This window comes from Aminobacter sp. 01T433, from assembly GCF_056398585.1.
Window position 1 is genome coordinate 214,676 of sequence record NZ_JBFTPR010000002.1, and the last position, 12,345, is coordinate 227,020.

General features: G+C 58.8%; 9 protein-coding genes. 3 read left to right on the top strand and 6 right to left on the bottom strand.

All coding sequences use genetic code 11. From position 1 onward, the window contains the following. Positions 1-5 precede the first annotated feature (5 nt). From AC1DLV_RS03895 to AC1DLV_RS03905, 3 genes are all read right to left on the bottom strand, one after another. Positions 6-953 (bottom strand): ABC transporter permease, encoded by a 948-nt coding sequence (locus tag AC1DLV_RS03895; RefSeq protein ID WP_476798258.1) that lies wholly within the window; start codon positions 951-953, stop codon positions 6-8. A 16-nt stretch (positions 954-969) separates the two neighbouring features. Beyond that, entirely contained in the window at positions 970-1,938 is a 969-nt protein-coding gene (locus tag AC1DLV_RS03900; RefSeq protein WP_476798259.1) for an ABC transporter permease, read from the bottom strand. Between the two features lie 1,057 nt (positions 1,939-2,995). After that, the gene (locus AC1DLV_RS03905; protein WP_476798517.1) at positions 2,996-3,928 is read right to left on the bottom strand and encodes a LysR family transcriptional regulator; all 933 of its coding nucleotides are present in this window, start codon (positions 3,926-3,928) and stop codon (positions 2,996-2,998) included. Between the two features lie 84 nt (positions 3,929-4,012). On the opposite strand from AC1DLV_RS03905, the gene AC1DLV_RS03910 reads away from it, so the two are divergent. The 3 genes from AC1DLV_RS03910 (at position 4,013) to AC1DLV_RS03920 (ending at position 7,126) form a co-directional block, all read left to right on the top strand. Continuing rightward, positions 4,013-4,891, top strand: coding sequence for an NmrA family NAD(P)-binding protein (locus AC1DLV_RS03910; RefSeq protein ID WP_476798260.1), 879 nt, complete (start codon positions 4,013-4,015; stop codon positions 4,889-4,891). Positions 4,892-5,530: 639 nt separating this feature from the next. After that, on the top strand, positions 5,531-6,106 hold the full coding sequence (locus AC1DLV_RS03915) for a hypothetical protein (RefSeq protein ID WP_476798261.1): 576 nt from the start codon (positions 5,531-5,533) through the stop codon (positions 6,104-6,106). Positions 6,107-6,457: 351 nt separating this feature from the next. Continuing rightward, on the top strand, positions 6,458-7,126 hold the full coding sequence (locus AC1DLV_RS03920; protein WP_476798262.1) for a LuxR C-terminal-related transcriptional regulator: 669 nt from the start codon (positions 6,458-6,460) through the stop codon (positions 7,124-7,126). 186 nt (positions 7,127-7,312) lie between these two features. Here AC1DLV_RS03920 and AC1DLV_RS03925 read toward each other — a convergent pair whose 3' ends face one another. From AC1DLV_RS03925 to AC1DLV_RS03935, 3 genes are read right to left on the bottom strand one after another with little or no spacing between them, the layout of a single operon-like run. After that, positions 7,313-8,632, bottom strand: coding sequence for an HlyD family type I secretion periplasmic adaptor subunit (locus AC1DLV_RS03925; RefSeq protein WP_476798263.1), 1,320 nt, complete (start codon positions 8,630-8,632; stop codon positions 7,313-7,315). Positions 8,633-8,662: 30 nt separating this feature from the next. Continuing rightward, a complete protein-coding gene (locus tag AC1DLV_RS03930; protein WP_476798264.1) occupies positions 8,663-10,531 on the bottom strand; it encodes a calcium-binding protein in 1,869 nt (622 codons plus the stop codon). Beyond that, entirely contained in the window at positions 10,528-12,306 is a 1,779-nt protein-coding gene (locus tag AC1DLV_RS03935) for a type I secretion system permease/ATPase (RefSeq protein ID WP_476798265.1), read from the bottom strand. Before AC1DLV_RS03935 ends, AC1DLV_RS03930 begins: the two co-directional genes overlap by 4 nt. Between the last annotated feature and the right edge of the window lie 39 nt (positions 12,307-12,345).

A 12,345-nucleotide genomic window follows, 5' to 3' on the forward strand; every position in this document is an offset into this window, starting at 1 on the left:
CACGCTTACCTCAGTTTCGGATTGAGCACGTCGCGCAGCCAATCGCCGAGCAGATTGACGACGACCACCAGCAGGCAGAGCTGGATCACTGGAAACAGCACGATCCACCACGAGCCGGAAAACAGGAATTGATTGCCGATGCGGATCAGCGTTCCCAAAGATGGCTGTCCGGGGGGCATGCCGATACCAAGGAATGACAAAGTCGCTTCGGTCAGGATCGCCATGCCGAAGTTCAGCGTGGCAGCAACCAGCACTGGCGTTAGCGTGTTGGGCAGGATGTGGTGCGCCAGGATACGGCGCGAAGGCACTTTCAAGAGCCTTGCCGCTTGTACATATTCCTTGTTGCGTTCAACGATCGTCTGGGCACGTACGGTGCGTGCATATTGCACCCACGACGATAGCGAGATGGCCAGCACCAGCACTGCCGATGCTCCGATCTCTCGAAGATCGGCGGGAAGCAGCTGCCGCACCACCGTAGACACCAGGATCGCAATCAAGATGGTCGGGATCGACAAGGTGATGTCGCCGATGCGCATCAGGATATTGTCGATAAAACCACCAAAGAAACCGGCGACCAGCCCGGCCGTCATGCCGAGCAGAAGCGACAAGGCGACCGAGCCAAGACCGATCATGATCGATATGCGCGTGCCGTAAAGGATCGCCGAAAGCAGGTCCCGCCCCTGCGTGTCGGTGCCCAGCAGATAGGGCCATTCGCCACCTTCCTGCCAGAGCGGCGGCAACTCTGCCTTCCACATATCGAGCTGAGCGGCGTCATAGGGGTTCTGTGGTGCAATGAACGGCGCGAAGACGGCGGCAAAAACCAGCACAGCCAGGATCCCGGCTGCAATCATCGCCGACTTGCTGTGAGTGAACGACCACCAGACATCGCTGTTGCGCAGACGCTGGACAAAACTTGGGCGGGACACGGCGGCTGTCTTAGAAACGTCGGTCATCGACTTGTCCCCGGTTTCAGTGCGAGCTGCGCAGGCGCGGATCGATCACCGCATAGGTGATATCGACCAGCGTGTTCAGCGCGACGAAGATGAAGGAGATGACGCAGAGATAGGCCGCCATCACGGGAATATCGAGGAAGGTGACTGCCTGGATGAACAGCATGCCCATGCCCGGCCACTGGAAGACGGTTTCGGTGATGAGTGCAAAGGCGATGAGTGAGCCGATGTTCATCGCCGTCATGGTCACGACAGGCATCAAACAGTTGCGCAGCGCATGGCGGAAGTAGACGCGCCAGCGCGGAATGCCCCTGGCGCGGGCGAACTTCACATAATCGGAGCGCAACACTTCCAGCATCTCGGCACGGACGAGGCGCATGATCAAAGTGATCTGGTAGAGCGACAGCGCCACTGCCGGCAGGATCAGCGCTGCACGGCCCGAGGGCGTCAGCAGGCCGGTCGACCACCAGCCGATCTGGACGACATCGCCGCGGCCGAAGGACGGCGACCAGCCCAAAATGACCGAGAAGACCAAGATAAGAAGGATGCCGACTACGAAGCTTGGCAGCGAAACGCCAATGATCGACAGAAACTGCAGCGACTCCGTGTACCATCGCCCGCGCTTGATTGCTGTAAGCACGCCAAGCGGCAGGCCAACGACGAGCGAGATCAACGTCGCCACCAGCACCAGCTCCAGCGTTGCCGGGAAGCGTTCGCCGATGAGGGTGAGTACATCCTGGCCATTGCGGTAGGAGATGCCGAAATCGCCCTGCGCCGCATGGGCGACAAAGCGTACGAACTGCGTGGCGACACTGTCGTTGAGACCCAGCCGCTCGCGGATTGCGTCGCGGTCAGCCTGCGTCGTCTGCTCGGTGACCATGAGCTCGACCGGATCGCCGGCAAGACGAAAGATCAGGAATGCAAGCATAGCAACCGCAAGCATCACCATGATGGCATTGGCAATGCGGCTGATAATGAAGACCAGCATATGAAGCCTCGTCAGTTAGCCAAGGAGCCAGATCGCTGGGTCCATGAGGGCGCTTGCGTCAACAGACTCAAGGCTGTGGCGTCGTCGGCGCGCATTGCAGCGCGGCCGCACGCAACGGGTGCCATGAATGGCGTTTGCCACGATGGCAAATCCCCTAACATTGTCTATCCCTCCCACTTAAGTGGCGCCTCCGTTTCGAAGGTCTTTATTTTAGGCTCGACCGGCCCACCAGACTTCACCGAGGCCTACTGATTCCCGCACCCGCCGCTGTCAGCGGCGACGCCCGATCATCTAGAGCTGCCAAGGCGCCGTCTTGTCTCCGCCACGAGGCCATATTCAGAAAGCGGGCATAAATTGTCAACTACTTTGTCGACAATTTCGGACTGATTGCGCGACTATTCGGAAATTGGAGGCGCATCGCGCGCTGCGAGGATGCACCTGGAGGGCCTGCGGCCTTTGTGCGGGCCTAATGGCCAATAGGCTGAATTCGGGTCGACACCGGCTACAAATATCGAAATGAAATTTAACAAATGCCTGCCAAGCGGCGGTCGTGAAACTCCGCTCAAAGAGTTGCTGCGCCGCCTAAATCCCTTCGTCCTTCCGAATTTCCTGTTCTGCTGGACAATCGGCGGCAAACATCGGCAATTAATGTCGGCAAAAACGTGACAGTGAAGGCCTTAGGTTCTTTGTATGCAAGGCTTTGAGAGCTTAGGAAGATCGGCAAAAAATGCGCGTGATCGAAACCCGTCGCGGATTGAGCCGCTATTTTTCGAAGACAGCGTCCCCGCAGCGCTAGCCGACCTCACCGTCTAGCTACAGCGTGAGGCCGGGGATCTCGGCCGAGGCCTTCACCCTGAATCGGCGGCCGAGCTGGCCGACATGGTCAGGATGAGGTGAATGTGCCGCAAGCGGCGGCTGTCCAACTCAATTAGGAAGAGGCAAGCCTAGGGCGGATGATTGGGGGACATCGAAGAGTGCTCGCCCACCTGCAACTAGCGCATCTCGATGAACGCTGTTCGGTTTGAAGCGTTGCGCGGCGGACAGAAGTCCTGCGGCCTCAGCTTCCAGCGTCAATTGCCGAAGACATATCCATCGCTGCCGCAACAATGGCGCGTCTCAGCCATATGTGCCTGGGCGCGTCCTGACTGCGCGCGTGCCAGGCGAGGCTCATCGTGAAACGCCCAAGATCGAGTGGCGGCGGCAACGATACGAAGCGCCTCATGTTGGCGGCGGCTCGCGCCAGGCTCTTCGGCAGGGTCATAATGAGGTCAGAGCGAGCGGCGATCTCGACCGCCGCGAAGAAAGTCGGCACGCGCAGCTTCACCCGCCGCGTTCGCCCCATCCGCGCAAGCACCTCATCGACGGGTGCCGGCCCGACGCCAGTGACGCTCACCACGATATGCTCAAGCGCCAGAAAGCGGTCGAGACTGAGTTTTTCGGCGAGGGCTGAGTGATGCGCCCGCATCAGCGTCACGAGTTCTTCGTCATAGAGGCGGCGACGGTGGATGCCGGTCGGCGCGTCATCGATCAGCGCCACCATCGCATCCGCGACACCATGCTCCAGCGCTTGGAACCCGTTCGTATCAGGCGCGACAATGTCGAGATCAAGCGACGGTGCCTCACGGGCGAGGCGGGCCAGCAAATGAGGCGCCAGCACGGCGGCCTGGAGATCGGGCATAAGAAGCCGGATACGACCCGTCGCCGTCGCGGGGTCGAACGAACTTGCCTCCAGCATTTCGCCGACTCCCGCCAATATGCCACGAAGCACGGGGCGCACCTCTTCGGCACGGGAACTGAGTATGTAGCCGCCCGGCCCATCGACCAGCAGCGCGTCTGAAAACAGCGCGCGCAATCGCCCGAGCGCTCGGCTCGCGGCCGGCTGGCTCATGCCGAGCCGGTGGGCGGCACGGGTTACGTTCTTCTCATCCAGAAGCGCCTCAAGCGCTACCAAGAGGTTGAGGTCGATCCGGCGTAAATCCACTTCGCGCATGACGACTATATACACCATGCATTCGACGCATGAAATGTCAGCGCCTATCGTTGCTCCATCGAGCGATCTGAGGGAGTGGAAATCATGTATGTCGTGCTTGGAGCAAATGGACGGGCCGGTGGCGAGGCCGCACGCGCCCTCATCGAACGCGGCGAGGCCGTGCGTGTCGTCCTGCGCCGCAAGGAGCAGGCTGAAAAATGGACAGCCCTCGGCGCGGAAGTCGCCGTCGCGAGTATCGAGGATGCCGACGCGATAGCCGAGGCGCTGAAGGGCGCTCAGGGAGCGTTCCTGCTCAATCCGCCGCCGGTGAGTGGCGATCCCTATCAGCGGACGGAAGGCCTCGGCGTAGCACTTGCCGATGCCGTCCGGCGGGGGCGCCTGCCCAAGGCCGTAGTTCTGTCGTCCATCGGGGCGCAACATCCCGCTGGCACCGGCGTCATCGCCACCCTCAACCGGTTCGAGGGACTGCTTCAGGGGGTGGCACCAGCGACCGCCTTCCTGCGGTCAGGCTATTTTGTCGAGAGCTGGAGCGAGGTGGCGCAAACTGTCCTGTCGCAAAGCGTGCTGCCGACCTTTCTCGAACCCTCTCAAAGAATCCCGATGGTGAGCACGATCGATGTCGGGCGGGCGGTGGCAGCCGTGCTGTGCGAGGACTGGACCGGCAAGCGGGTCGTGGAACTCAGCGGACCACAAGACTGGAGCGCCGGCGATGTGGCTTCGGCCTTTGCCGAAATTCTCGGCAGGCCGATAAAGTCGGTGCTTGTTCCACCGGAACAGCGGGCAGCACTGCTTGCCGAGGAAGGTGTATCAGGCGAGGTGGCGAGCGCGCTTCTCGGCATGTATGCGGGGATCGCCAACGGCCTTTTCATGCGCCAGGACAGCAGCGAACAGCGGCACGGCACGATTTCACTGTCGACAGCGATAGAGCGCGTTGTCGCAACGAGTGATCCAGCCGGCCGCTGATCGGCAGCCCTTGTTGACGGAGCATCTGGCCCGGGCGGGGAGCGCCACGGTGTCGCATCAGGCTATCGACACGTTGCTCGGCCACAGCCTTCCGACCCTGAAAGCCGCCGGCTCGACGCCGCTCTTCGGTCGCTACTGATGAAAGCGCGTAGCGGGTGCAGACCTGCCTGGATAGTGTCCGTGCCGCCGGAATTCGTTTCATCGGTTCGGTGAACACTGTCTAGCGCAAGTCTGCTGACCAACCGCATTTGCCACCAGCCCTCCCGCCTGACCCAAAAATACGAGATCTGCCATCATCACGACGGCATCACTGCACGACGGTCGCGTGCTGAGCTATGTGAGGGTGTGTCGATGCGTATGTCCGGCGGCTGGTGGCGCTGAGGTGTGCTCGGATCGTCTAGCTGATCGACATCGATCCCCGAAAATTTAGCGAACCGTGCCGATGCCCATGACGCTGGCCGCAATCGGCAGGCCAATGTCCGCGTCATCTCGGCCTTCTGTTCTGGATTCCTCGATTGGGGCGGCCCTGCCCATTCACCCGCACTCATCCGAATGCGGGTATTGAAAGGCTCAAAGGGACGGTGAATTCTGCTGGCCTTGGGAAGCGCAACTTTGTGAATTCAGCTCAGGACCCAGGGCATGATCGCAAACGACTTCGAAGGCCGGCTCCGACAAGTACTTCCGGATCAATGGGAGACGATAGCGCCGCTGGCGGATCAGATCAGAAAGGCTTTCGTTTCCGAGGAGTTCGACGTCCCGGATTTACCGAACTCGAATTTTGAGACGTTCCGGACAGGGACGGACAGCCCTATTCCGAAGCAACGCACGCACTGGCGGAACATCGTCTACAGTTGGAGTACGCTGTACAAGGCGATCCCAAACATGGTTCTGGCAGGTTCTGCCGTCACGGCCTCTCCATACTTGATCCCAGTTGCTGCTTTGGTCATTTACAACGAGGCGAATAGTCAGGCGCAGAAAACAGTCACAATCGACCAAGGGATAGTAGTACATGCCCTGTTTGAAGCAGGCCGCCCCTGCACGGCCGAAGAGATTTTGAAAGCTATCGACAATCTCCCTTACAAGCCGCCGACTGCCATAACCGAGCGGAGCATCGAGAAAGTCATAGACGACCTTCTCGCGATGAAGGCCGTGAGTATGCGTGATGGCAAAGTCAGGCTGATCGAAAAAGTCGTAGTGAAGAGGCGCCTCAGTTAGTCTTCATCATCGCGAAACACCGGCCGTTCCATGACGGGTGCGAAGACACTTGGACGAAGACCCCGCGCAGGCTTACCAACGTCGCCGCCTATGCTTGCCATAAAACTATTGGCATGAACGGCCCCACTACCCAAGTCCTGACTCTAAAAGGCGACTGGCGTCCAAAAAACCGGCAGCAGTTTGCGTGATGTCGCGGTTCGACCGCCCAGTGACGTTCAGAACTTAAGTAGTTTACGTCAAGATAACCGACCACCTGAGGGTTGAAATTAACCTTTTGTTAACAACCGCATTGCGCCTGCCTTAACCGGTCAGTATGTTAGAGACTGGGCATGTAAGGGTGGGCGTTGGTTTATGCGTAAGACACGTATCGCTCTGATTTGTGAGCAATCGATTCTGCGGGACGGTATGTACTTTGTATTGTCGTCCAAGGATGAATACACAGTCGTGGCGCAGGCGGCAAACGCCAAGGACGCCTTGGAAGTTGTGAAACGGGATGACCCTGACCTCATTGTCATTGATCTTGGCGAACACGACGGGGACTTTGACACAATCGCATCGATAGCCACGAGAAGTCACGCCAAGATTGTAGTGTTTAGCCGAATGCCTAGCGCGGAACACGCGATGCGGTCGCTGGATGCGGGGGCGGTTGGATATCTAACATCGTCGAGCACGTCTGCCGAACTTCTCGAAGCAGTACAGACTGTGGCGGGAGGCGACACCTTCATCAGTCCGTGCATCGCCACCAAGCTCATTGCTTCGCTGCGTACCGCTGCCCTTCGAAAGCTTGCGGCAAAGAAGCTGAAGCTGACAGTCCGCGAGGAACAGATTGTGAGTCTCCTGCATAGGGGCAAAACAAACAGGGAAATCGCGCAGGAGCTAGGACTCACTGAAAATACCGTAAAACACTACATGACGGTACTAATGCACAAGGTTGCAGCTCGAAGCAGGCTTGAGGTCGTGCTGGCGCTCAAGGAGTTTGACGGCGTAGTTCCGCCGTCCGTAGCGCGGTCTATTAACTAGCCGTGAATAGAGCATAAGGGGCGGAAAATAACGCCCGTGGAAGGCAGCGAGTGCGTCTCGTTCACTGTCTTTCTAGAGAGAGATATTTTGGCGCCTTGGCCTATGAAATCGCCCTCTCCTAGCCGTCACAATTGGAGCACTCACGGGCCGCACCTTATGCGGATGCGGGTCACCGCCTCGAACTGGCTAGCGCTCTCTGAGTGCTCTGTTGAACTGATCACTCAGGGGTTTTGCCAGATACGAGATGGCAGTCCGTGCCTCGGTGGAAACATAGACCTCGACCGGCATTCCAGGGCGAAGCGCTTCACCGCCGAGTTTGGCGAGTTCCGTTGGGTGTATTTGTACATCGCCAAGATAAAATGTCTCGCCTGTGGTGGCATCGCGGGACGTTGCCGGCGAGACGTGGACGACTTCTCCCATCAGTTCCGGTGTTGTCCTTTGGTTGAATGCTGGGAAACGCAGTCGCGCCAGTTGGCCAACTGCTACCTGGTCGATGCTCGCAGGAGTTAACCTGACTTCAATCTTGAGCTTTGCGTCCTGAGGCACCACAGTAACAAGCACTTCGGCAGGGGAGATGACACCGCCGATTGTGTCCACATTCAATTCGTTGATCGTTCCGGAGATCGGTGCGCGAATGTCGGTGCGCGACAAGCGATCTTCGATTGCTGTTTTACGTTCATTCAGCTCAGATATTCTGGTGTCCACGAGGCTCAGTTCGCGCTGAGCCTCAGTGCTGCTGTTTTCGTCGATGGCGATAACCTGCAGGCGGATCTCGCTTATCCGTGTTTTGGCCCGCGCGATCGCAGCATCAATTTCACCGCGCTCCCCACTGAGGCGCGCCTTTTCACGGTCCGCGTTGTAGATGCGCGCGCCCTCGATCACCCTCATGTCGACGAGCCCCTTGATCTTGGCATATTCCGTCTCGATCAGGGCAATCTCACTGTCTTTCGAATGCCGCTGAGCTTCAAGTCCCTTAATTTCCTCGCCAACCTGCTCAATGCTTAATTCGAGCTGGTTTTTTTGGCTTTCACGGTTTGTATGATTGCCAGCAAACAACCGGGCTTCGCCAATTGCGATGGCAGCTAAGTGCGGTGTTCCAGAACTTTGCTTTTGCGGGAAATCAATTTCGGTGAGCCCATCGCGCTCTGCAAGCAGGCGAGCCTTGCGAACCGCAAGTTCGGTTAGCTGTGCTTGAACGATCGATAGCTCAGCCTTGGTCTGCGCGTCCTCAAGTCTAATCAACACTTGGCCGGCGCGCACAAAATCTCCCTCCCGAACGGTTATGTCGGAGATGATGCCGCCATCACGGTGCTGTATCGACTTCAGGTTCTGTTCGACGGTCACTGAACCCTGAGCGATTACGGCACCAGTCAGTTGAGCGGTCGCAGCCCATCCACCGGCCCCACCTACAAGCAAAAAGCCAAGCGCGACCCCGGCGACGACGCGTGGACCGATTCCAAATGCGTTGATCTCGCGCCCGTGTTTGCTGTCCCCATTTCTGCTCATGTACTGTTCTCCTTCGGGCGCTGTGCCGCCTCACACATGTTCGACGACGACAAGGACATGGTGTCCTTGAATGTGAACGGTCGTCTCGTAGATGTTATCCTTGTTGAAGTCGGCCTCTATGATCGTGCGCTCGATCTCGTCGCTACGATCGTGTCGGTAGCGGATCGCGATGTCGTCATCTTCGACCTCGTCGCCGTAAATGTCCTCGAAGCGCTCGCCAATCTCATCGAGCACTTGCTCGAAAAGATCGTATTTGGACATTCGGATGCGATCGCCGACCTTGAAATCGAGGATCTCGTGGAAAACGGATGTCTGCTCGGAAGCGGATTGGTAGCCGGTTGTTTCGCCACCCTTGAATTCGAACGTATTGGCTCCGGCCCCGCCGGCTAGCGTGACTTGCACCGTCCCGGCGATGAAGTAGTCGTTCCCCGCGCCGCCAACGACAAGCTCAAAGCCTGAAATCGTGTCGTTGCCAATTTCGACGCCACTGGCAATGCCAGTAACCAGATCGACGTTTATCCCTGAGGATGAATTCGAGTAATCGAGCGTGTCGCGTCCATCGCCTCCATCGAAGTAGTCGTCCTCGCCATCGAGTGCTGCGACCACGATGTCGTTGCCGGAATCGCCACGCAAGGTATCCTGGCCGGTGCCGTCGGACAGCACGTCGTCTCCAGCGCCGCCGAGAAGCAGATCGTCACCGCTGCCGCCGCTCAAGTAATCGTCTCCGGCATCTCCAAACAGGATATCGTTGCCGTCTTCGCCAAACAGCCGGTCGTTGCCGGCACCGCCCGAGAGGTGGTCGTTTCCAGCACCTCCGAAAATGATGTCGCAACCCGCATCGCCAAAAACGGTGTCGTCGCCGCTACCGGCCATCACATGGTCGTCGCCACGCCCGCCAAAGATCGCGTCATCACCGGCACGCCCGTCAATGTTGTCGTTGCCATCGCCAGCGTCGATGTCGTCCGCGCACATCGTGCCAAGCAGGCTATCGTCGCCATTGCTGCCTTCAACGAAGGATTTGACGACGGAGAAATGGGCGCTCTGGCCCACCGCGCGATGCCCATCGCTTATCTCGTATGAGATGGTGACATCGCCAAGCAAATGCGGTGACCCTTGGAACAACCACCCTCCCTGGGATTGGACGATGGTTCCGGACGAAACACTCAGATTCCTGACGGTAAGCGCATCGCCGTCGGGATCGACTGCGTTGGCGAGCAAGTCTGAGAGTGCAATCGTCAGGATTGCGCATCCTGACACATCCATCAGGTAAACCGGACCGGTGACGCGAGGAGCCCTGTTTGGGGATTGCGCCTCCTCGTCGTCCTCCTCGCACACATCATCACCCATCTCATCACAGTCAGTATCCGACGGCTGCTCCGATGGCCCGCCTGGGGCGACAGGCTCGACAACGCCGGGGGCGACCTGAGGTACCTCCGGCGCTATTTCAGGAGCGACACTCCAGCTGTTGTCATTGGCTGGCCGCGAATAGGGCTTGAAACCGTTCCAATTGATGGATGCCTCTGTCTGCAAAAATCCGAACTCCGGAGAGTTCACGACCATGAAGCGCGCAGGCAAGGCAGGCTGGATGACCCGGCTTGCGGAGCTCGCAGGCTCCTCGGCCACAGGAACGCTGTCCTCGGGCAAAGCGTCGAGGGCTTGTTCATTGGCGGCAATCTCTTGGGTCGCAGGCGCTTTGGCGTCAACGGGCTCTTTTTCGGGGGCGCTGGTGTCTGGGTTTGATGCCAGGCTGGGGAACATCGCCTTCAGGTACAGTGCAACCGAAACAAGAAAGAGGCCGACCAACATGGGAGTTTTGGTCCGGACGTCGTCCTTCAGTCGAAATCGCTGTGAAGGGTCCGCTTCTTGTTGTGCCTTCTTGCTGCCTTTGACGTCGATCATACCGTCACCTGTGCGCTGATACGGGCGTTTGCCATCCGCTTCGAGGGTTCTTTGGCTGGAGGGGGAGCGTCACGACGCGCGGTAGCGCCGATAATATCGGCCTTGGGACCAAATGCGGTCATCTTGCCATTCTGGACGACTGCAACCAGATCAACCGCGGCAAGGGCCGAGGGCCTGTGAGCGATAATAATCGCGATACCTCCTCGGCGCTTTATGCCTTCTATCGCTGAGGTCAGGGCTTCCTCACCCTCGCCATCTAGATTTGAATTTGGCTCGTCGAGGACCACTAGGAACGGATTGCCGTACAATGCTCTGGCGAGTCCGATCCGCTGGCGTTGTCCGCCCGAAAGCGAGACACCAAGAGGGCCTAGCTCGGTGCGATATCCATCCGGCATGCGAACGGTCATCTCGTGGATGCCTGCCGCTCTCGAAGCTTCAACAATCGAGCGCGCCTCGGGAGCTTCATGAAGGCGCGAGATATTCTCTTCTATCGTAGCGTCGAGCAGCGCGACTTCCTGCGGCAAGTAGCCGACGAACTGCCCCAGCCTGTCGTCATCCCACTGCGTCAATTCAGCGTCGTCCAGTCGTACACTGCCGCGCAACACAGGCCAGATACCGGTCAATGCTCGTACAAGCGTCGTCTTGCCACCTCCGCTTGGACCGATAATCCCAAGCGCTTGCCCCCCCTTGAGTTCGAAGGAGACCTCGCTGAGTAAAACACGGCCGGAGCCAGGCGCAGCGACGGTAATGTTTTCGACCTTGAGCGACCCTACGGGGGCGGGGAGCACCATGTGGTCCGCCGATCCAGCCAGCGCCATGGCCGTTTCCTTGAGGCGTCCGAAAGCCGTGCGCGCGGAGACAACGTTCTTCCAGTTGCCTATGGCCAGGTCGATCGGTGCAAGGGCTCGTGCGGATGCGACAGATGCCGCGATGATCGCACCGGCCGAGAGCTCACCTTGAATGGTTAAGTAGGCCCCCATCCCCAGCACGGCCGACTGCAAGATCATACGCAGTACGCGCGACAGCGCTCCGAATGTACCACTGATGTCATTGGTCCGCGTCTGTAGCTCTAGGTGGTCCTCGTTGGCGCGGTCGAAGCGGGCGACCGCTCGTCCGGCAAAGCCCATTGCCTTGAGTACATCGGCATTGCGCGCGTTGGAATCGGCAATGGCATTTCGTGCCACTGCGGCCTGGTGGGTCGCGCTGCTCAGCCGCCGGGTCATCAGTTCCGTCAGGATCGTGAGAAGCGTAAGCACGCATGCCCCGCCAAGGGTCAGCGCTCCTAGCCACGGATGGAGAATGTAAACGAAGACCAGAAACAACGGCATCCATGGCAGGTCGAACAACGCGATCGGTCCTTGGCTTCCAAGGAACCCGCGCACAGTGTCAACGTCGCGGCCTCGTTCCAGCGCCTCGGCGGTGGAAAAGCCAAAACGTGGCATGTCGATGGCAACTTGGTGCGCCATTGGGGCGATCTTGCGGTCCAGTCGCGCCCCGATCCGCACCAGAATCTGCGACCTGATGACGTCGAACATGCCCTGGAAGAAATAAAGCCCGATCGCCAGTGCGGAGATCGCCACCAGTGTTGGAATGCTGCCGCTGGTCAAGGCGCGATCATAAATCTGAAGCATGTAGAAGGCGCCCGTGAGCGCCAGAATATTGATCACGCCCGACATCGCAAATAGGAATACAAAGATGCTCCGGAAGCCTTTGGTGAGCTTGTCAGCACCTTTGCGCTTGGACGCCGATATCGAACTGTTTGCACGCGTACCCATGTTCCACCCAAACCCCAGGAGCCTGCTGGTTGCTTTGCC

What these genes read in the sequence shown, in the direction of transcription:
- AC1DLV_RS03895 (WP_476798258.1), bottom strand. Translation starts at nt 953, where the DNA reads ATGACCGACGTTTCTAAGACAGCCGCCGTGTCCCGCCCAAGTTTTGTC.
- AC1DLV_RS03900 (WP_476798259.1), bottom strand. Translation starts at nt 1,938, where the DNA reads ATGCTGGTCTTCATTATCAGCCGCATTGCCAATGCCATCATGGTGATG.
- AC1DLV_RS03905 (WP_476798517.1), bottom strand. Translation starts at nt 3,928, where the DNA reads ATGCGCGAAGTGGATTTACGCCGGATCGACCTCAACCTCTTGGTAGCG.
- AC1DLV_RS03910 (WP_476798260.1), top strand. Translation starts at nt 4,013, where the DNA reads ATGTATGTCGTGCTTGGAGCAAATGGACGGGCCGGTGGCGAGGCCGCA.
- AC1DLV_RS03915 (WP_476798261.1), top strand. Translation starts at nt 5,531, where the DNA reads ATGATCGCAAACGACTTCGAAGGCCGGCTCCGACAAGTACTTCCGGAT.
- AC1DLV_RS03920 (WP_476798262.1), top strand. Translation starts at nt 6,458, where the DNA reads ATGCGTAAGACACGTATCGCTCTGATTTGTGAGCAATCGATTCTGCGG.
- AC1DLV_RS03925 (WP_476798263.1), bottom strand. Translation starts at nt 8,632, where the DNA reads ATGAGCAGAAATGGGGACAGCAAACACGGGCGCGAGATCAACGCATTT.
- AC1DLV_RS03930 (WP_476798264.1), bottom strand. Translation starts at nt 10,531, where the DNA reads ATGATCGACGTCAAAGGCAGCAAGAAGGCACAACAAGAAGCGGACCCT.
- AC1DLV_RS03935 (WP_476798265.1), bottom strand. Translation starts at nt 12,306, where the DNA reads ATGGGTACGCGTGCAAACAGTTCGATATCGGCGTCCAAGCGCAAAGGT.